Below are 18,199 nucleotides of genomic sequence, written 5' to 3'. Positions count from 1 at the left end.
CGTCGGACCCGTCCCCTTCTCCGGCGTCGACGGCGGAGCTTCCGCGGCTCGCGTCGTCGGTACGGCGTCGTTCTCGGGTCGGCTCTCCTGACGCACGTCGTCGGTGCCCTCACCGAAGCCGTCGTCGAACAGCGCGACCAGGCGATCGAGCACCTCCGTCGCGTCATCGCCGCGTGCGGACAGTTCCAGTTCGTCGCCCTGCCGCGCGCCGAGGACGAGCAGACGCGTCAGGCTCGCCGCCGCGGCATCGGGGCCATCGGGAAGGCGACGCAGGCGCACGTCCGCTCCTGCCGCCGCCGTGGCGATCAGGGCCGCAGGACGCGCGTGGATGCCGAGCGGATTGCGCACGCGCACGCGGCGCACCTGCACATCTGCGTCCGACGCCGGGGGAACAGTGGGTCCCGATGCGTGCTCTTCCTCGACGCCGAGCGCGCCGGTCTTCGCTCCGAGAGCGGCCGACGCCTCCGAGGCGACGTCGTCGAGCGACCCGCCGGCCGCCGCAGACACCGCGGCGGCGAGGAGTCCCTCCACGAACGGGGCCGGCGCGAGCCGCACGGGCACGACGCTGGATCGCAGCTCGAGAGCGAGCTCGGCGCTGAGCACAGCGGACCCCAGGTCCATGAGGACGAGCACACCGTCGCAGTCTGCGGCGAGCTCATCGATGGCGGCTGCCACCGCGACGGCGTCGGTTCCGAGGATCGGTGCGCCATCGGCATCCACGCCGGCTCCGGCCGCTACCTTCACCCGCACACCGCCGTCATGGACCATCTGCAGGGCAAGCTCCAGCGCCGCCTCCCCGAGCCGTGCACTGTGGGAGACGGCGACGATGCCGATCATCAGGCGTCGTCCGCGACCGCCGCGGCGAGCGTGTCGAAGAGGATCGCGGTCGATGCCGCCCCCGGGTCGAGGTGCCCGGCGCTGCGCTCCCCGAGGTAGCTCGCCCTGCCCTTGCGGGCGACGAGAGGCAGAGTGGCGTCGCGTCCGGCCGCGGCCGCGTCAGCGGCGGCCTTGGCCGCGTCCGGGACCGATGCCCCCGCGGCGAGCGCGGCGTCCATCGCGTCGACCGCTGGCGCCATCGCGTCGAACATGGTCTTGTCCCCCGCTTCGGCCTTGCCCCGCGCGACGATGCCGTCGAGTCCTGCCCGCAGCGCGGCCGCGAGAGCGGGGCCGTCGAGGGCGGTCACCGGCCCCGCCGCCATCCCCATCCTCAGGAAGAACGTTCCGTAGAGGGGTCCGCTGGCTCCGCCGACGGAGCTGACGAGAGTCATCCCGACGGTCTTCAGCAGCTCATCGACCGTTCCTGGCGCTCCGGCGGAGAGCTTCTCGCCGACGGCGCTCATGCCGCGAGCCATGTTGGCTCCGTGGTCGGCGTCGCCGATGGCCGAGTCGAGTTCGGTGAGCCAGTCGCGCTTCTCGGTGACGGCCGCACCGAACCGGGAGACCCAGTCGGTGAGCACGACGGTGTCGACCACGGCCATCAGACGCCCCACCGCAGACCGGGGGTGTTCACCGGGGCATCCCACAACCGCAGCAGCTCATCATCGGCCTTGAGCAGCGTCACCGAGCATCCGGCCATGTCGAGCGAGGTGATGTAGTTGCCGACGAGGTTCCTGGCCACCTGCACGCCGGACTTCTCGAGAAGCGCTGCGACCTCGCCGTACATGAGATACAGCTCGATGAGCGGCGTCGCGCCCATGCCGTTGAGCATCACGATCGCGGGCCCTGTGGCATCGATGTCGGCGAGGATCGGCTCGACCAGCTGCCGGGCGATCTCGGACGCCGGGGCGAGGGGTTCGCGATGACGACCCGGTTCGCCGTGGATGCCGATGCCGATCTCCATCTGGTCGTCCGGGAGGTCGAACGTGGGCTTGCCCGCAGCAGGGACCGTGCAGCTGGTGAGAGCCATGCCCATCGAGCGGCCCTGTCCGTTCACCTTCTTGGCGAGCTCGACCACGGCGGCGAGGTCGCGCCCCTCCTCCGCGGCCGCACCGACGATCTTCTCCAGCAGCACGGTGAGACCCACCCCGCGGCGTCCGGCCGTGTAGAGCGAGTCCTGCACCGCGACATCGTCGTCGACGATGACGCTGCCGACCTCGATCCCCTCCATGGAGGCGAGCTCGGCGGCCATCTCGAAGTTCAGCACGTCACCGGTGTAGTTCTTGACGATGTGGAGCACACCGGCTCCGCGATCCACGGCCTTGGTGGCCACCTGCACGCGGTCGGGGGTGGGCGATGTGAACACCTCACCGGCCACAGCCGCATCCAGCATCCCGGTGCCGACGAAGCCGCCGTGCAGCGGCTCGTGGCCGGAGCCACCACCGGAGACGATGGCGACCTTGCCCTGCGCCTTGGGGGTGGCGCGGGTGATGGCGTGGTTGTCGAGGTCGACGGAGAGCTCGGGATGAGCGAGCGCGACGCCCTTCAGGGATTCGACGAGAACGTCTTCCGGGGCGTTGATGAGCTTCTTCATCATTCGATCTCCTTTGATCCTTCGTGGTGTCTTTCGCAAAAATCCGAAAGCAATTCGTTAATGTCGAATATGCTCGGAGCCTGCCGGGTTGTCAAGATCATTCGTGAAGCCCGGCTCCATCTGCACCGGCTCGACGACGCACCGGAAGGAGGCCTCCCGTGATCCAGGCGATCGATCGCGCGGCGAAGGTCCTCGAACTGCTCCAGGGAGCACGCCACCTCGGCATCACCGACCTCGCCGCGGCCCTCAACCTGCCGCCGTCGACCGTGCACGGGATCGTGAAGTCGCTGCGTTCGCACGGACTCGTCGCGAAGGAGCGGGGTGGTCAGCGCTACATGCTCGGTCCGACCCTGCTGCGCCTGAGCAACGTCTATCTCGACACCCTCGACGTGCGAGCGCGGGCGATGCGATGGACGCAGGAGCTCGCGCGCCGCACCGACCTCTCGGTGCGCCTGGGCGCCCCGCACTTCACCGACGTGCTCGTGATCCACCACAATCTGCGCCCGGATGACAGTCAGCAGATGCTCGAGACCGGGGTCGCCATCCCCGCCCACGCCTCGGCGATGGGCAAGGTGCTCCTCGCCTACGACCAGGGATTCCAGCAGAGCGTCTTCGAACAGCCGCTGCGCAGCCTCACCGGCGACACGGTGACCGACCTCGCCCGCCTCACCCTGGAGCTGCCGGCCATCGCCGAACGCGGCATGGCCGGGGAGTTCGACGAAGCGGTGCTCGGCGAGTCGTCGATCGCGGCCCCCGTCGCCGATGCCTCGAACGCCATCGTCGCCGCCGTCGCCGTGGTGCTGCCGACCTCGCAGACGCCCGCCTCGGATGCGATCCTCAACGCCCTGCGCGAGACGGCCCGCAACATCTCGCGCGAGCTCGGCGCCACCACGTGGCCGCCGCGCGTCGCCCCGGCCGATGACTGAGAGCCTCTCGCCTCGACCCGGCGAGGTGGATCGCGCTCAACCGCGCAGCGCCAGGGCGAACGGCAGCACCTGGGTCGCCCCGGCCTGACGGAGCACACGGGCAGCGACCGTCATCGTCCACCGGCTGTCGACCAGATCGTCGACGAGCAGCACAGGACCAGAGGGCACGTCGAGGTGCTGAGCGCTGAAGCGGTCCCAGAGCCCGGCGAGGCGGAAGACGCTGTTCCCGCCCGGCCCTCCGGTGGGCCCACCCGCGACAGGGTCGAGCGCGCCGAGATACGGCAGGCGGCCGACGTCGGCGAGCCCTCGGGCGAGCGCATCGACCAGCAGCGGATGCGAACGCGAGGGCATGGCGACGACGGCGACGGGGCGCTCCTCCCACCCCCATCCGGCGAGAACCCGGATGCAGGCCTGGAGCAGCTGGGGCGTCACCGCGGCGTCGGGCGCACCGGCGGCGAAGATCTCGCGTAGTGCCCCTCCCCAGCCCAGGTCGGTGAGACGCGCGAGCGCCCGCCCCTCCCCCGCCTGCTCGTCGGCGGGGATGCGTCCCTTGACCGGCACCTCGAGCCGATCGGCACCGGTCGGCCATGCGCGCCGAGGCTCGATCGGGATGCCGACGCGGTCGAGCGACTCCGCCGCCTGCGTGCTCGCGGACTCGCCGATCTCGCGCGGGAACCACCCGCCCGCGCAGTTGTCGCACCTCCCGCAGGGCGCCGCCGTGTCGTCGTCGAGCGACCGCTGCAGGAACTCCATGCGGCATCCGTCGGTCTGCTCGTACTCGATCATGTGCTGCTGCTCGGCGAGGCGCTCGGCGGCGATGCGCTCGTAGCGTTCGGCGTCGTAGGTCCACGGCTCACCGGTCGCGACCCATCCCCCCTGCACGCGCCGGACCGCACCGTCGACGTCGAGCACCTTCAGCAGCAGCTCCAGCGGCGTGCGGCGGATGTCGACCATCGCCTCGAGCGCCGGCGTCGAGATCGGCGCATCGCCGAGCGCGTCGATCACTCGCTCCGCGCGTTCCCGATCCGGCATCGAGGCCGTCGCGAAGTAGTGCCAGATGTCGCGGTCTTCGACCCCCGGCAGCAGCAGCACGTCGGCGCTCTCACTCGCACGGCCGGCACGACCCACCTGCTGGTAGTACGCCACGGGAGACGACGGCGCTCCGAGGTGCAGCACGAATCCCAGATCGGGTTTGTCGAAGCCCATGCCCAGCGCGCTCGTGGCGACCAGAGCCTTGACCTCGTTGCGCTTGAGCATGCCCTCGGACTCGGCGCGCTCCTCGGTGTCGGTCTGCCCGGTGTAGGCCCGCACGTCGTGCCCGTGATCTCGCAGCAGGCGGGCGGTGTCGACGGCAGCCGCGACGGTCAGCGTGTAGATGATGCCGGAACCGGGAAGATCGTCGAGGTGGCTCAGCAGCCACGCGAGGCGGCTCGCCGAATCGCGCAGGCGCAGCACGCCGAGGCGCAGCGAGGTACGCGCGAGCGGTCCGCGGATCGTGAGCACCGGCTCTGCTCCGGAATCGCCGCGCAGATCGCCACCCGCCTGGAGGCTGCCGAGCTGCTCCGCCACATCCGCCACGACCCGGCTGTTCGCCGTCGCGGTGGTCGCGAGCACCGGCACATCGGCGGGCATCTGGGCGATCAGGTCGCGCAGCCGCCGGTAGTCGGGGCGGAAATCGTGGCCCCAGTCGCTGATGCAGTGCGCCTCGTCGACGACGAGCATCCCGATGCGGCGAACGAGCGCCGGCAGCTGCTGCTCACGGAAGGCCGGGTTGTTGAGCCTCTCCGGCGAGACCAGCAGGACGTCGACCTCGTCGCGGTCGAGCTGCCCGAGCACGTCGGTCCACTCGTGCGCATTGGTGGAGTTGATCGCGACCGCACGCACCCCTGCACGCTCGGCGGCCGCGATCTGGTCGCGCATGAGCGCCAGCAGCGGCGACACGAGCACGGTCGGCCCCGCCCCCTGACGCCGCAGCAGCAGCGTCGCGACGAAATAGACCGCCGACTTGCCCCAGCCGGTGCGCTGCGCCACCAGCGCGCGGCGGCGCCCTTCGACGAGCGCCTCGATCGCCTCGTACTGGCCGTCGTGGAAGTCGGCGTCTGAGCGGCCGACGAGCTCGCGCAGCGCCGCGCGGGCGGCCTCGCGAGTGTCGGTAGAGGCTACGGAGGTCATGTTCCCACTCTGCCCCACCCCGCCGACACCCCGGTGGCGGCATCCCCAGGTTCGCCGGCCCCTGGGCGCGTCCGTTCGTCTAGCGTGAGGACATGATCACACGTGAGCTCGCCGTCGCCCTGCGAGACCGCGGACTCGTCTGGCACCCCGCGGAGGGCGATCGCTTCCAGCTCGACCTGCCGGACGATGTGGAACTCGAGGCGGAGGCCGAGGTCTTCACCGTCAGCGAGATGACGATCGAGGCCCGACAGACTCCGAGCGGCACCGACCTGGCGTTCAACGGGACCACCGAGTGGGCTCTCGACGCGGTCACGCTCGCGGATGCGGTGTGGCTGCCGAGGGAGGATCAGCTGCGCGACCTGCTCCGGGGCACCTTCCGCGCACTGGTGCGCCTCGACGACACCTTCCGGGTCGACATCGAGATCGACGGAGATGCGCTCGCATTCGAGCATCCCGACCCCTCCGAGGCCTACGGGCGAGCCCTCCTGGAGCTGATCTCCCGCTCGCATTGAGAGTCGCGCCTTGAATCCGACCGTCCTCTGTGTCAGAATTACCTAACGATCGGTCAGTAAAGTTGACCGGATGCCGAGGAGTCGACGATGACCAGTGCCGCAGACCTGTCCCTGGTGGGCGAGATCTCCGATGAGGAACGTCTCTTCGACGAGCTCATCGCCAACGAGCAGCGCATCGAGCCGCGCGACTGGATGCCGGAGGCGTATCGCAAGACGCTGGTCCGGCAGATCTCCCAGCACGCGCACTCCGAGATCATCGGCATGCAGCCGGAGGGAAACTGGATCACGCGCGCGCCGAGCCTCAAGCGCAAGGCGATCCTGATGGCGAAGGTGCAGGACGAGGCCGGCCACGGCCTCTACCTCTACTCCGCAGCGCAGACCCTGGGCACCACGCGCGACGAGATGATGGATCAGCTCATCAGCGGCAAGGCGAAGTACTCGTCGATCTTCAACTACCCCACCCCGACCTGGGCGGACATGGGCGCGATCGGCTGGCTCGTCGACGGCGCCGCGATCTGCAACCAGGTGCCGCTGTGCCGGGCGTCGTACGGCCCGTACGGGCGCGCCATGGTGCGGGTCTGCAAAGAGGAGTCGTTCCACCAGCGCCAGGGCTTCGAGATCCTGCTGACCCTCATGCAGGGCAGCGAGGAGCAGCGCGCGATGGCCCAGGATGCGGTGAACCGCTGGTACTGGCCGAGTCTCGCGATGTTCGGGCCGCCCGATGACCAGTCCCCCAACTCGGCGCAGTCGATGAAGTGGAAGATCAAGCGGTTCTCGAACGACGAGCTGCGTCAGCGGTTCGTCGGCATGCTCGTGCCCCAGGCCGAGATCCTCGGCGTGACCCTGCCCGACCCCGACCTGCGCTTCGACGAGGAGACGGGCCAGTACGTGATCGGCGAGATCGATTGGGACGAGTTCTTCGAGGTGGTGCGCGGCAACGGACCGTGCAATGCCGAGCGTCTCGAACGGCGCCGCACCGCGCACGAAGAGGGCGCCTGGGTGCGCGAGGCCGCGGCCGAGTACGCGCGCAAGCAGTCCCTCAAGACGAAGGCGGTGGCGTGATGGCGACGCCGGGAGCAGACGAGCGCGAACCCTGGCCCCTGTGGGAGGTCTTCGTGCGCGCGAACCGGGGCCTCAGCCACGTGCACGTCGGCTCGCTGCACGCGCCGGACGCCGAGATGGCGATCCGCAATGCCCGCGACCTCTACACGCGCCGCGGCGAGGGCGTCTCGATCTGGGTCGCGCCGGCAGACGCGATCACCACGAGCGACCCGGACGCCAAGGGCGCGTACTTCGAGAGCCCCGCCGGCAAGAACTACCGCCACGCCGTGTACTACACGGCCTCCGAGGGAGTGCCGCACCTGTGAGCGCACCGCACCCGACCACCGCGCACGAGGGCACCGACGTCCACGGCGACATCCACGGCGACGTCTCCGTCGACGAGATCAGCCTCTCGCAGGAGCTCTCCGGCACCGGCGCGGTCGCCGCGTCGGCCGACATCGCCGAGTATGCACTGCGCCTCGGCGATGACGCGCTCATCCTGTCCCAGCAGCTGGGCGCCTGGATCTCGCGCGCCCCCGAGCTGGAGGAGGACGTGGCCCTGGGCAACATCGCGCTCGACCTGCTCGGCCACGCACGCTCCTTCCTGCACTATGCCGGCTCGTACGACGGCCGCAGCGAAGACGATCTCGCCTTCTTCCGCGACGAGCCCGAGTTCCGCTGCGCCTGGATCGTGCAGCAGCCCAATGGCGACTTCGCCCAGACCATCGCGCGGCAGTTCGTGGTGGCCACCTACATGTTCGAGCTGTACTCGGCCCTGCGCGCCAGCAGCGACGAGACCTTCGCCGCGATCGCCGAGAAGTCGCTCAAGGAGGTCGACTACCACCGCGATCACGCCGTGCAGTGGATGCTGCGACTCGCCGGCGGCACCGAGGAGTCCCGCACCCGCATCATCCGGGCGATCGGTGACGTCTGGCCGTACGTCGACGAGCTGTTCCGCGACGACGACCTGATCGACCGGCTCGGAGATGCGGCCGCGCGGCCCTCGAGCCTGCGCCCCGCGTTCGACCGCGTGGTCGACACCGTGTTCGCCGAGGCGGACGTGTCGGTTCCCGCCGTCATGTCCTCGTCGGCGGGTGGGCGCGACGGCGCGCACGCGACGCCGCTCGGACACATCCTGGCCGAGATGCAGGTGCTCGCCCGACGGCATCCGGGGGCGACATGGTGACCCTCACCCCGACGCAGGCCGCCTGGCGGATCGCCGCCTCCGTCCCCGACCCCGAGGTGCCCGTCCTCACGATCGAGGACCTCGGCGTTCTCCGTGCGGTCGAGGTCGACGGCACCAGCGTCCACGTCGACATCACCCCGACCTACAGCGGTTGTCCCGCGATGGACACGATCCGCGACGACGTGATCCTCGCCCTCACCGCCGCCGGCTTCGACGAGGTCGAGGTGCGCCTTGTCCTCTCCCCCGCCTGGACCACGGACTGGATGACGGAGGCAGGCAAGACCAAGCTCGCGGCCTACGGCATCGCGCCGCCCTCCGGCCGGGCTGCCGTCTCGACCGGCCCCATCCGCCTCTCGCTGAGCGTGCGCTGCCCTCGTTGCGGGTCGCTCGACACCCACGAGGTCTCCCACTTCGGCTCGACCTCGTGCAAGGCGCTGTTCGAGTGCCGCGCCTGCCTCGAGCCCTTCGATCACTTCAAGGTGCACTGACATGTCGCTCTTCACCTCCGCGCCGGTTTCCCTCCCGCGTGCGACGACGCCGCGCGCGGCCGCTCCGCGCACGCGCGCCCGCTTCCACACCCTCACCGTCGAAGACGTGCGCCCACTCACCGACGACGCGGTCGAGGTGACGTTCACCGTGCCCGCCGCACTCGCCGACGAGTACGACCATCTTCCCGGCCAGTACGTCGCGCTGCGCACCACCCTCGACGGCGTCGAGGTGCGGCGCTCCTACTCGCTGTGCCGTGCGCCGGAGCACCGCGACGACGGACAGGACACCCGGTTGAGCGTCGCCGTGAAGCGCGACGAGGGCGGACTCTTCTCGACCTGGGCGCAGACCGGCCTGCACGCCGGATTCGAGATCGACGTGATGAGCCCGCAGGGCACGTTCACCTCGGCGCTCGACGACCTCGACGACCGCCACGTGGTGGGCATCGCCGCCGGCTCCGGCATCACGCCGCTGATGGCGCTCGCCCACACGGTGCTGACGCGGTCCGAGACGTCGCGGTTCACACTGCTGTACACGAACAGGGCCACGCTCGACGTGATGTTCCTCGAAGACCTCGCCGACCTCAAGGACCGCTACCCGACCCGACTCGTGCTGCACCATGTGCTCTCCCGCGAGCAGCGGGCGGCTCCGGTGCTCTCCGGGCGGATCGACGAGGAGAAGCTGCGCACGATCCTCGGCACGCTGATCCCGCCGTCGAGCGTCGACGAGTGGTTCCTGTGCGGACCGCTCGCCCTGGTCGACCTCTGCCGCGAGGTGCTGGCCGACGTCGGGGTCGAGCGCTCGCACATCCGCTTCGAACTGTTCACCACCGGCGACGAACCGGCTCGCGCGGCCCGACCCGTGCAGGTGCGCGCCGGCGAGAAGACCGTGCGCATCGAGGTCACGCTCGACGGCGTCTCCTCGACCGTGGAGAGCCCGGTCGACGCGCACGAGTCGGTGCTCAACGCGGCACTGCGCGTGCGGCCCGATGCGCCGTTCGCGTGTGCGGGCGGTGTCTGCGGCACCTGCCGTGCCCGCGTGATCGAGGGCAGCGTGACCATGACCGAGAACTACGCCCTGGAGCCCGACGAGCTCGAGCGCGGATTCGTGCTCACCTGCCAGTCCCATCCGACCAGCGACCGCGTGGTCGTGGACTACGACGTCTGACCCGGAGGCCCCCATGATCGACCTCGCCATCGCCGACGACGTCGCGACGATCGTCCTGAACGCACCGTCGAAGCTGAACGCGCTCGACGAGAGGGCCCTGGCGGATCTGGATGCCGCCTACGAGGCCGCGGAGAGCGCCGGTGTGCGCGCCCTCGTGCTCCGCGGCGAAGGGCGCGCGTTCTGCGCCGGGCGGGACATCTCGGGGGTCGACCCTCGGGGCGACGATGTGCTCGGCTATCTCGGCGGCCTCGTCACCCCGCTGCTGCAGCGCATGGCGCGCTTCCCCGCACCGACGTTCGCCGTCGCGCACGGCGCCTGCCTCGGGGTCGGACTCGGGCTGCTCATCGCGACGGACGTCGTGTACGTCGCGGAGTCGGCCAAGATCGGGTCCCCGTTCGCCGCACTCGGCGCGACCCTCGACTCAGGTGGACACTCCCTGTTCCTCGACCGGCTGGGGGCGCACAAGACACTCGACCTGATCTACACGGGGCGCCTCATGAGCGGCGCCGAGGCCGTGGCCTCCGGCCTGTTCTCGCGCGTCTTCCCCGATGACGAGGTCGTGCAGGCGACGACCGATGCCGCAGCCACCGCTGCCCGCGGCGCGACGGCGGCGTTCCTCGCGAGCAAGGAGCTCATCGCCCGTATCCGCGACGAGCGGCTCGCGCTGTGGGACGCGGTCGGCATCGAGAACGCCGCACAGGCCGCACTGTGCGACACCGATGACTACCGCGAAGGGTTCGCGGCCTTCCAGGAGAAGCGCACGCCTGTCTTCCACGGGCGCTGAGCGCGCCGGTCAGCGCACCAGCTGACGCAGGATCGTCGGGTCCTTGATCTTGTCGTCGGCGGACAGCATCACGACCTTCGAAACGATCTCCGCCGTACGCGGATCGTCGTCGACGAATGGGAGGAAGACGCGCCCGCGGTGTTGCGCGCTCACCGGGATGATGAACAGCGTGTCCCCCGGGATGCGATGCACGATGCCCGATCCGAGGTGCACCGAGTAGGTGCCCAGCGCTCCCTTGATGCGCACGTGATGCCCGTCGGCCTCGACGTTGCGCATTCCGAGGAGCCGGCACGTCTCATCGACGATGCGCGCTCTCAGCTCGATGGTCGACTCCGAGCTCTGCGGGTCGACACCGCTCACATGCGCGACCGACACCACGAGATCGAGGTCTCGCATCGTCTCGGAGAACACCCGCGGTGGGACCTCCGACAGCGGGATCGCGAGACGCGAACCGACATTCCCGAACCGGACGTCGTCGGTCACGGCCTCCTCGACCTCGCCCGGAGTCCCCCAACCACCAGAGGTGTTGCAGAACGCGATGATCCGTTCGTTGTGGAATGTGCGCTCGTAGCCGAGCCCGTGATCGCGCACCCAGCCGCGGGCAGCGAAGAGTCCGGCAGCGCGGCGAGAGTCGAGCTGGTGGCCCACATACCTCCGCGAGGAGATCCCCTGCTCTGCCTGCTCGTTCTCATTGAGCACGTACAGCTCGCGGAAGAGCTGCTTGAACGGCTGCGGCCGACCGCGTGTCATGACCGCGTGCTGCAGGTCGGGCCAATCGCCGCTCGTCAGCAGATCGAGCGGGTGAGCGATGCGCAGACCACCGACCGCACGGATCACCGACTCATCGGCCAGGATGAGCTCGTCTCCCCCGGCGCTGAGGAATCCGGCTCGGCCCTCGCCGTCGACCATCACCAGCTCGGGAAGCATCCGTCCCAGAATGGGGTGCGACTGCAGAAGGGAAAGCTCTTCGGCGTCGATCACGTCGCCGACGACGCAGGCGGCCTCGAGCGACTCGCGCATCCGCTGCGCCTGCTTCTTGAGTTCGCGAGCGCGGACAGTCAGAGCGGTGATGCCTTCCACCTTGCGGCTCTTGGCAGGCACCGCGGCGAGCGGCTTCCCGGCGCGGTCGACCTCGATGACCGGCATGCCCAGATCGTCGATGCTCAGGCTCACCGTCACGTCGCCGTCGACGGCAGTGACGGCACCGCGGCCGAGGTCTGCGGCGGTCCTCGCCTCCATCGCCCACGTCAGACGTTGCGGGTCACGGTATCCGGCCGCCCGCGCGAGGTTCTCCAGCGCGGTGTGCACGGCGGCCGTCTCGGTCGCACGACGCTGCGGTCCTGACGTCTTCCCCGAGCGGACGAAACCGCGCAGCACCTCGTAGCGGCGCAGGACTTCATCCGAATCGCCCGACAGCGGCAGTAGACCATACGCGCGGACGGCGTCCTGGTGACGCTTTTCGTGCATGCGAGTGAGCAGCTCGTCTTCGCCGGTCCTGCCTCGCAGCACGTTCGCGAACAGCTCCGCTTGCTTCTGCTGCCCGGCGGTCGAGGCATATTTCGCCGCCTTGAGCACGCGGTCGAGACGGTCGTCGCCCAGCTCTGCGTGCATCCGCGCGAACCACTGGACGTCGGCACTGCCGACCTCGCGGTCCTCGTCGGTCACCGGTGTGCGCCGGTGGATCTCGCTCGCTCTCTCCGTACGGACCCACCCCTTGATCTCATAAAAGTCCGCAGGGGTGTGCGCATGGACCCACCAGACCGCTGAGGCGAACCCCGGCCACCCGAGGTGCTGCTCGAACAGCTCCGCCCACTGCGGGGCGTACATCGCGGTCTCGACGATGCGGCTCTCCGGGATCTTCGAGCCGGCAAAAGCTCGGCCCACCGATTCGACGGTCTCGTCCGCCCCGGGAGTGTGAATCCGCACCAGGTGGGACAAGACACCGTCGCGATCCGAGACGTACAGATAGCGGCGCACGAAGGGACGACGCCCGAGCGCCTGCAGTACCGCGACCAGGCTCTCGGCGCCGGTCGCCCGCTGCAGGGCCATCGCCATGACCGAGTTCGGCGTCGGGAACTCGCCACGTGGCAGTTCGAGGTCGACCACTGCACGCTGCACCTGTTCGACCAGTCTCTGCACCTGCGGGCTCGCCGAGGTGATCCGACTGAACAGCGCCAGCGGATTGGGTTCGATGACATTGAGCTCGCAGTTCAGCGACGGATGCGTGACGACGTGGTCGATGAGATCGGCGCGGCTGGCGATGCCGCGCTCGAACGCCTCGATCACGAATCTCAGCGGCGGCCGGAACCGGAAAGGCTGGTCGACGACGACCTTGGCCGGATGCCAGCGAGATAGCGGAGAGAGCTCGATCCGCTCTCCGCTCCACTGATCGACGACGCCCTCCGGTTCGTCGATGAAGCGGAGCGTCCGCCACAGCCGGTCGAGCTGCCCGTCATCGAGCGCGGCAGGATCCAAGGAGCCGAGCGCCGACCTGGTCGCGCCGGCGCTCTCGCGGGGATCGACCCCGGCATGACGATTCGATAGGATCTGCACGTTCCGCGGTCCGATCAGCTCCTCGACCGGCAGCTGGGAGGCCTCCAGATCGATCAGGTCGAGCACAGGATCCACCCACGTCGACCTCCGCTCTCGACGAGCCAGATGCTCGATCAACGAGAGGCGGAGCGATCGAGTCGACGGGTTGACCTCCTCCCCGAGATCACCGATGACCTGTCTCGCCAGTGGATAGGTGCCCGCTGAGAGCAGCCGCAGAAGGTCGAGCTCGACCCCGCCGTCCACCAGGTCCGCGCTGATGCGCTCCCACCACGGTTCCACGAGAGCCTCGAGCGGCATTGAACCGTCCTCGTTGCGCGCGACGCCCTTGACGTTGGAGAGGAGTTCGACGCCGCCGGGAGTGTGCACCTCGACACTTGCGTGCTCGTCGAGCCAGGCGCCCAGCGACTGCCAGATGCGTCGCGCCCCTGGGTGGTAGATCGCCCATCGTGATGTCGGGGGCGCGATCGGCCGCACGGCCGGCGTGCGATCTTCGACACCGTAGTGGAGAAGAGCGGGCAGCTGTGCAGTGCCCGTGGGGGTCGTCGTCGCGTCGGAGCGGAGCGCGCCGGTGGGCTCGTCCTGCGCAGCTGGGTCCCTCGGTGACGTCGATGCCGCCTGCGCGGTTCCAGCCCCGCTCTCCGTGAGCCCCGCGAGCTGCGCCAGCTCATCGGCCGCGCGCCGCTGCTCGGGCTTCCCGGCGCGCAGGCGCGCCAGCGTCGCCTCGACAGCGTCGGGACCCTGCTTCTGGAGAAGCTGGAGCGCCGTCTTGCGGATGTCGTCGGTCTTGCGCGTCAGAGCCTTCTCGAGCAGCAGCGCCTCCTCACCGGTGATCTCATCGATCTCGAGGGCGACGCGTGCCGAGGTGCGCACATGCCAGGAGACGTCCAGCGCAAGGGTGAAGAGCTCCGCACGGTACTTGGTGGGGTCTTTGGCGAACTTCGCCACCGCGTAGCGGCGCGCGTCCGCCGAGGCGATCGTGAGGTCGATCTCATCGGGGCCGGAAGCCGCCGTGAGGAGGTCGACGAGGTCCGACCGCTTCAGAGCCTCGATGCGAGAAGCCAGGATTCCCGTGTCGATGTTCTGCGAAACCCCTACCTGGTGCACGCGCTCTCGCAGCACGGAGAGGGCTCCCTCCGAGAGCGGAGCCGGCCCGCGCACGAAGCCACCGTCGACCCACCAGGCCCCCAGCGCGGTGCGCAGCACCGCGAGATCTCCATCCGCGAAGGCCGTCACGAGAACATCGGCGGCGGCGGGGCGAGCGAGCATGACGAGGATCCGCGCCGCGGCGAGGCGCTTCCCCGCATCGGGTTCGGCCAGGAGCACGGAGGCTGCGGCGATGGTCGCCTCGATGTCGCGGAATGCGAGCGCCCACAGGCCGAGGAATGCCTCGGTTCGCGAACCGGTACGCAGCTGCTCGGTCGAGGGAGGGGTTCGCGTGACCGTCGCGAGCGTCGCGAGGGCTTCGGCAGCCTGAGCGGATCGCCGGGTGTCGAGCGTCTCCCGCGTCCACCCTGAGAGCGCATGGATCGTGCTGGAGAACCGCACGAGGTCGTTCTCGACGATGAGCTCGAGCAGAAACGCGAACGCATCGGGGTGACCGGCGGGCGCCGCTTCGAGGATCGTCTGACGCAGCCCCTCGGCCCGCCCGGCCTCCAGCAGCTGCCTGCCGACGAACTCCCACGCCGCCGGGTCATTCGCCGCCAGCAGCGCCCGATAACCCTCCCGTGACGGGCCGCCGACCGGATGCGTGCCTTCGAGGCTGTCGATGAGGATGCGTCGCACCTCGGGATTCCCGGCGTCGAGCACCGAGGCGAAGACCTCGCCCAGCGGCGTGTACTCCCCGAAGTACAGCAGCCAGGTCGCCTGCCACTCGACCGGATGCGGGTAGTGGTTGACGTGCCTCAGCAGCGTGTCGAGCGTCACCCACCTCGACGACAGCGTGTCGGCGGAGCGCTCGGACCTCGCCCGCTCCCACCAGGCGGCCAGCTCGGTTCCGAGCGGAGGGCACAGCGCGACGAGGACCTTACGGAGCTTCCCGTCGGAGAGTTGATCGAGTTCGGTGGCGAGTGCCGCCGCTTGCTGCTTGAGCTCCTCACGGACGACGGCGTCGAAGTCTCCCGACCGATCGTTCAGATTCTCCGCGATGCGTCGAGCGAGACGTGGTGCCACCATGCCGCTCGCGCGGATCGGGCGTCGACCGTTGTGATCACAGGAGCACTTCTTCTGCAGTTCTTCGTGGGCCTGTTCGGCGGTCAACAACTGATTCCCTATCCCGTCAGCGCGACCAGTCGCACCAGCCGGAGCCGGGAATGCGGTTCGATCGTGACGATGTCGTCGAGGTCGGTGATCCGGAGATCGTCAAGAAAGGCGAGGAAGAGCTCGTCTGCAAAGGCCTCGACGGCGCGCGCGTGGGCGGCGTCGAGCGTCGGAGCCGCAGGGAGGGCTCGCGGCTCACGGCCATAACGGCCCGTCTCCGCACCCTCGATCAAATCGACCGGAGTGAGGATCTGCAGCAGTGCCGAACGAGACCGATGCGCGTCGTAGGCGGCGAGCCCCTGCGCGACCAGCGGCCGCAGCAGAGCACGAAGGGAGCGACGGCCGTCGAGCTCGTGGATCGTGAGGGTCTCCCCAACCGCACGACTGCCCAGCGTTGCGGTCTCGACGATCATGCGACTCATTGTGACATGCGGCCTCGGACATTCTTGACGGGGCTACCCCGCGGCTCACCCGGGCGGTCGACCAGGATGCGGATGTCCGGCCCCGGTGCGACAATGCCCACATGATGCTCGCTGAGCTCGTCACCACCGCCGACCGCGTCGGAGCCACATCGTCGAGGCTCGCCAAGATCGACTCCCTCGCCGAGCTGCTCGTGCGCGCGGATCCGGCCGAGCTGCCCGCGCTGATGGGGCTGCTGCTCGCGTCACCGCGCCAGGGCCGGCTCGGCGTCGGATGGCGCGGACTCACAGCGATCGAGATCGCACACGCCGTCGATCCCACGCTGAGCGTCGGCGATGTCGATGCCGCGCTCGACGCGCTGGCCGCGACCTCCGGTTCCGGCTCGGCGGCAGCCCGCAGCGGGATCCTCGGCGACCTCGCCTCTCGCGCCACGTCCGCGGAGTGGGACTTCCTCGCCCGCGCGATGCTCGGCGAGCTGCGCACCGGCGCCCTCTCGGGCGTGCTCCTCGATGCCATCGCGCGGGCCGCCGACCACCCTGCGGCCATCGTCCGGCGCGCGGCCATGCTCTCGGGCGACCTCGGCGAGACCGCCCGCGTCGCACTCACCGGAGACGAAGGCGACCTCGAGGCGGTGGGCCTGCGGGTCGGGCGCCCGGTTCTGCCCATGCTGGCCGCGACGGCTGCGACGCCCTCTGCCGCGCTGGAGGTCACCGGCCGGGCCTCTGTCGAGTACAAGCTCGACGGCGCCCGCATCCAGGTGCATCGGCACGGCGACGAGGTCGGCGTCTACACGCGGAGCCTGGCCGACATCACGCACCGCGTGCCCGAGATCGTCGAGATCGTGCGCGCTCTCCCGGCGCACGACGTCATCCTCGACGGCGAGACGCTGTCGCTCGACGAAGACGGCGGGCCGCGCCCGTTCCAGGAGACCATGTCGCGGTTCGGTGCCGATGTGTCGCGCGAGCTCGTGCTGCGACCGTGGTTCTTCGACGTGCTGCACGTCGACGGGCGCGACCTGATCGACGAACCGCTCTCCGTCCGTCTGGCCGAGCTCGAACGCGTGGTCGGCGACTGGCGGATGCCGGGCATCGTCACCGACGATGCGGATGCCGCCGAGCAGCTGTCGCGCGATGCTCTCGCCGCCGGACACGAAGGCGTCGTGATCAAGGCCGTGGATGCGCCGTACGCCGCCGGTCGGCGCGGCAAGTCCTGGGTGAAGGTCAAACCGGTGCTGACCTTCGATCTGGTCGTGCTCGGGGCGGAGTGGGGCTCCGGCCGCCGCCGCGGCTGGCTCTCGAACCTCCACCTGGGCGCCCGTGATCCCTCGGGAGAATTCGGCGACGCCGACGGCTACGTCATGGTCGGAAAGACCTTCAAGGGCCTCACCGACGAGCTCCTGCGGTGGCAGACCGCCGAATTCCCCGGGCATGAGTCGCACCGCACGGCGTCCACCGTGTTCCTGCGCCCCGAACTCGTCGTGGAGATCGCGGTCGACGGCGTGCAGCGCTCACCGCGATATCCCGGGGGCGTCGCCCTGCGATTCGCCCGGGTGAAGGGCTACCGGCAGGACAAGTCGCCGGCCGAGGCCGACACGATCCAGACGCTGCGCTCCCTGCTGCGCGGCTGACCCGCCGGCCTCACGCTGACGGCGCGAGGCCCTGGTCTTCTTCGCGGACCGTCCCGCGGAAAGACCACGGGAAGTCGATCCACAGATCGGTGTCCTTCCACGCGAAGTCGGGCTGGATGATCGTGGAGGGCTTGGTGTAGATCGTGACCGAGCGCACGTCGGCGCCCTTCTCCTTCAGCAGCTGCACGGCGAGCGCGAGTGTGCGACCCGAGTCGGCGACATCGTCGACGAGCAGCACCCGGCGGCCGTCGAGATAGGCCATGTCGAGCTCGGGAGGCAGAACCTCTGGGGCGTCGAGCACAGTGCCGATCCCGGTGTAGAACTCGACGTTGATAGCCCCGCAGTTCTTGGCGCCGAGTCCGTACGCGATCGCCCCGGCGGGGAGCAGACCGCCACGCGCGATCGCGACGACGACCTCCGGCAGGAAACCGCTGTCGAGGATGTCGCGCGCGAGATCGCGCGTCGCCGCCCCGAAGCCGTCCCAGGTGAGTGTCTCGCGCTCGATCTCTGCATCAGTCATTCCTGCATTCTCCCGCATCCTGCGCTGCTCCCCCGCCGGTAGACTGAGCGGGTCCGGCCCGGCCGGTGCCTGAAAAAGA

Annotated in this window: 15 protein-coding genes and 1 pseudogene; 9 read left to right on the top strand and 7 right to left on the bottom strand. The window is 69.7% G+C overall.

Annotated features, from left to right (window positions below; translation table 11 throughout):
• Positions 1 to 135: 135 nt before the first annotated feature.
• The 3 genes and pseudogenes from F6W70_RS18055 to dhaK form a co-directional block, all read right to left on the bottom strand.
• A pseudogene (locus tag F6W70_RS18055) lies at positions 136 to 837 on the bottom strand (HPr family phosphocarrier protein); the annotation flags it as partial.
• Positions 837 to 1,478 carry a dihydroxyacetone kinase subunit DhaL gene (gene dhaL / locus F6W70_RS14710; protein WP_151487130.1) on the bottom strand — a complete coding sequence of 214 codons (642 nt, stop codon included), beginning with the start codon at positions 1,476 to 1,478 and terminating at the stop codon, positions 837 to 839. The gene dhaL and the pseudogene F6W70_RS18055, both read right to left, overlap by 1 nt.
• Complete coding sequence (gene dhaK / locus F6W70_RS14705; protein WP_151487260.1) at positions 1,478 to 2,470, bottom strand: dihydroxyacetone kinase subunit DhaK; 993 nt, start codon at positions 2,468 to 2,470, stop codon at positions 1,478 to 1,480. The genes dhaL and dhaK overlap by 1 nt, the downstream gene beginning before the upstream one ends.
• A gap of 158 nt (positions 2,471 to 2,628) precedes the next feature.
• Between dhaK and F6W70_RS14700 the strand changes: the two genes are divergently transcribed.
• Complete coding sequence (locus F6W70_RS14700; RefSeq protein WP_151487129.1) at positions 2,629 to 3,396, top strand: IclR family transcriptional regulator; 768 nt, start codon at positions 2,629 to 2,631, stop codon at positions 3,394 to 3,396.
• A gap of 36 nt (positions 3,397 to 3,432) precedes the next feature.
• Here F6W70_RS14700 and F6W70_RS14695 read toward each other — a convergent pair whose 3' ends face one another.
• Positions 3,433 to 5,568, bottom strand: a complete 2,136-nt coding sequence (locus F6W70_RS14695; RefSeq protein WP_151487128.1) for a RecQ family ATP-dependent DNA helicase — start codon at positions 5,566 to 5,568, stop codon at positions 3,433 to 3,435.
• A gap of 92 nt (positions 5,569 to 5,660) precedes the next feature.
• Between F6W70_RS14695 and F6W70_RS14690 the strand changes: the two genes are divergently transcribed.
• The 7 genes from F6W70_RS14690 (at position 5,661) to F6W70_RS14660 (ending at position 10,744) form a co-directional block, all read left to right on the top strand.
• Entirely contained in the window at positions 5,661 to 6,080 is a 420-nt protein-coding gene (locus tag F6W70_RS14690) for a pilus assembly protein CpaE (protein ID WP_151487127.1), read from the top strand.
• 87 nt (positions 6,081 to 6,167) lie between these two features.
• The gene (paaA, locus tag F6W70_RS14685) at positions 6,168 to 7,142 is read left to right on the top strand and encodes a 1,2-phenylacetyl-CoA epoxidase subunit PaaA (protein ID WP_055877528.1); all 975 of its coding nucleotides are present in this window, start codon (positions 6,168 to 6,170) and stop codon (positions 7,140 to 7,142) included.
• Complete coding sequence (paaB, locus tag F6W70_RS14680; protein ID WP_017828375.1) at positions 7,142 to 7,447, top strand: 1,2-phenylacetyl-CoA epoxidase subunit PaaB; 306 nt, start codon at positions 7,142 to 7,144, stop codon at positions 7,445 to 7,447. The genes paaA and paaB overlap by 1 nt, the downstream gene beginning before the upstream one ends.
• Complete coding sequence (paaC, locus tag F6W70_RS14675) at positions 7,444 to 8,307, top strand: 1,2-phenylacetyl-CoA epoxidase subunit PaaC (protein ID WP_055870631.1); 864 nt, start codon at positions 7,444 to 7,446, stop codon at positions 8,305 to 8,307. Before paaB ends, paaC begins: the two co-directional genes overlap by 4 nt.
• Positions 8,301 to 8,795 (top strand): 1,2-phenylacetyl-CoA epoxidase subunit PaaD, encoded by a 495-nt coding sequence (gene paaD, locus F6W70_RS14670; RefSeq protein WP_151487126.1) that lies wholly within the window; start codon positions 8,301 to 8,303, stop codon positions 8,793 to 8,795. Before paaC ends, paaD begins: the two co-directional genes overlap by 7 nt.
• Position 8,796: 1 nt before the next feature.
• Entirely contained in the window at positions 8,797 to 9,960 is a 1,164-nt protein-coding gene (paaE, locus tag F6W70_RS14665) for a 1,2-phenylacetyl-CoA epoxidase subunit PaaE (RefSeq protein ID WP_151487125.1), read from the top strand.
• Between the two features lie 13 nt (positions 9,961 to 9,973).
• Entirely contained in the window at positions 9,974 to 10,744 is a 771-nt protein-coding gene (locus F6W70_RS14660; RefSeq protein WP_151487124.1) for an enoyl-CoA hydratase/isomerase family protein, read from the top strand.
• Between the two features lie 9 nt (positions 10,745 to 10,753).
• Here the strand turns inward: F6W70_RS14660 and F6W70_RS14655 are convergent, their stop codons facing one another.
• A complete protein-coding gene (locus F6W70_RS14655) occupies positions 10,754 to 15,553 on the bottom strand; it encodes a DUF5724 domain-containing protein (RefSeq protein WP_151487123.1) in 4,800 nt (1,599 codons plus the stop codon).
• An 11-nt stretch (positions 15,554 to 15,564) separates the two neighbouring features.
• Positions 15,565 to 15,966: a hypothetical protein gene (locus F6W70_RS14650; RefSeq protein ID WP_151487122.1), complete on the bottom strand. Its 402-nt coding sequence runs from the start codon at positions 15,964 to 15,966 to the stop codon at positions 15,565 to 15,567.
• 110 nt (positions 15,967 to 16,076) lie between these two features.
• Here F6W70_RS14650 and F6W70_RS14645 point away from each other — a divergent pair, with 110 nt between their 5' ends.
• Positions 16,077 to 17,600 carry an ATP-dependent DNA ligase gene (locus tag F6W70_RS14645; protein WP_151487121.1) on the top strand — a complete coding sequence of 508 codons (1,524 nt, stop codon included), beginning with the start codon at positions 16,077 to 16,079 and terminating at the stop codon, positions 17,598 to 17,600.
• Positions 17,601 to 17,610: 10 nt separating this feature from the next.
• Here the strand turns inward: F6W70_RS14645 and F6W70_RS14640 are convergent, their stop codons facing one another.
• Complete coding sequence (locus tag F6W70_RS14640; RefSeq protein WP_151487120.1) at positions 17,611 to 18,120, bottom strand: phosphoribosyltransferase; 510 nt, start codon at positions 18,118 to 18,120, stop codon at positions 17,611 to 17,613.
• Positions 18,121 to 18,199: the final 79 nt, after the last annotated feature.

This window comes from Microbacterium maritypicum (assembly GCF_008868125.1).
Lineage (GTDB): Bacteria > Actinomycetota > Actinomycetes > Actinomycetales > Microbacteriaceae > Microbacterium > Microbacterium maritypicum.
This window is presented reverse-complemented; position numbering and strand designations above follow the sequence as displayed.

Excerpts from the sequence above, each read along its gene's own strand:
- paaE (WP_151487125.1), top strand. The coding sequence starts at position 8,797 with ATGTCGCTCTTCACCTCCGCGCCGGTTTCCCTCCCGCGTGCGACGACG.
- paaD (WP_151487126.1), top strand. The coding sequence starts at position 8,301 with ATGGTGACCCTCACCCCGACGCAGGCCGCCTGGCGGATCGCCGCCTCC.
- F6W70_RS14695 (WP_151487128.1), bottom strand. The coding sequence starts at position 5,568 with ATGACCTCCGTAGCCTCTACCGACACTCGCGAGGCCGCCCGCGCGGCG.
- F6W70_RS14640 (WP_151487120.1), bottom strand. The coding sequence starts at position 18,120 with ATGACTGATGCAGAGATCGAGCGCGAGACACTCACCTGGGACGGCTTC.
- dhaL (WP_151487130.1), bottom strand. The coding sequence starts at position 1,478 with ATGGCCGTGGTCGACACCGTCGTGCTCACCGACTGGGTCTCCCGGTTC.
- F6W70_RS14645 (WP_151487121.1), top strand. The coding sequence starts at position 16,077 with ATGATGCTCGCTGAGCTCGTCACCACCGCCGACCGCGTCGGAGCCACA.
- paaA (WP_055877528.1), top strand. The coding sequence starts at position 6,168 with ATGACCAGTGCCGCAGACCTGTCCCTGGTGGGCGAGATCTCCGATGAG.
- F6W70_RS14650 (WP_151487122.1), bottom strand. The coding sequence starts at position 15,966 with ATGATCGTCGAGACCGCAACGCTGGGCAGTCGTGCGGTTGGGGAGACC.
- F6W70_RS14690 (WP_151487127.1), top strand. The coding sequence starts at position 5,661 with ATGATCACACGTGAGCTCGCCGTCGCCCTGCGAGACCGCGGACTCGTC.
- paaB (WP_017828375.1), top strand. The coding sequence starts at position 7,142 with ATGGCGACGCCGGGAGCAGACGAGCGCGAACCCTGGCCCCTGTGGGAG.
- F6W70_RS14660 (WP_151487124.1), top strand. The coding sequence starts at position 9,974 with ATGATCGACCTCGCCATCGCCGACGACGTCGCGACGATCGTCCTGAAC.
- dhaK (WP_151487260.1), bottom strand. The coding sequence starts at position 2,470 with ATGAAGAAGCTCATCAACGCCCCGGAAGACGTTCTCGTCGAATCCCTG.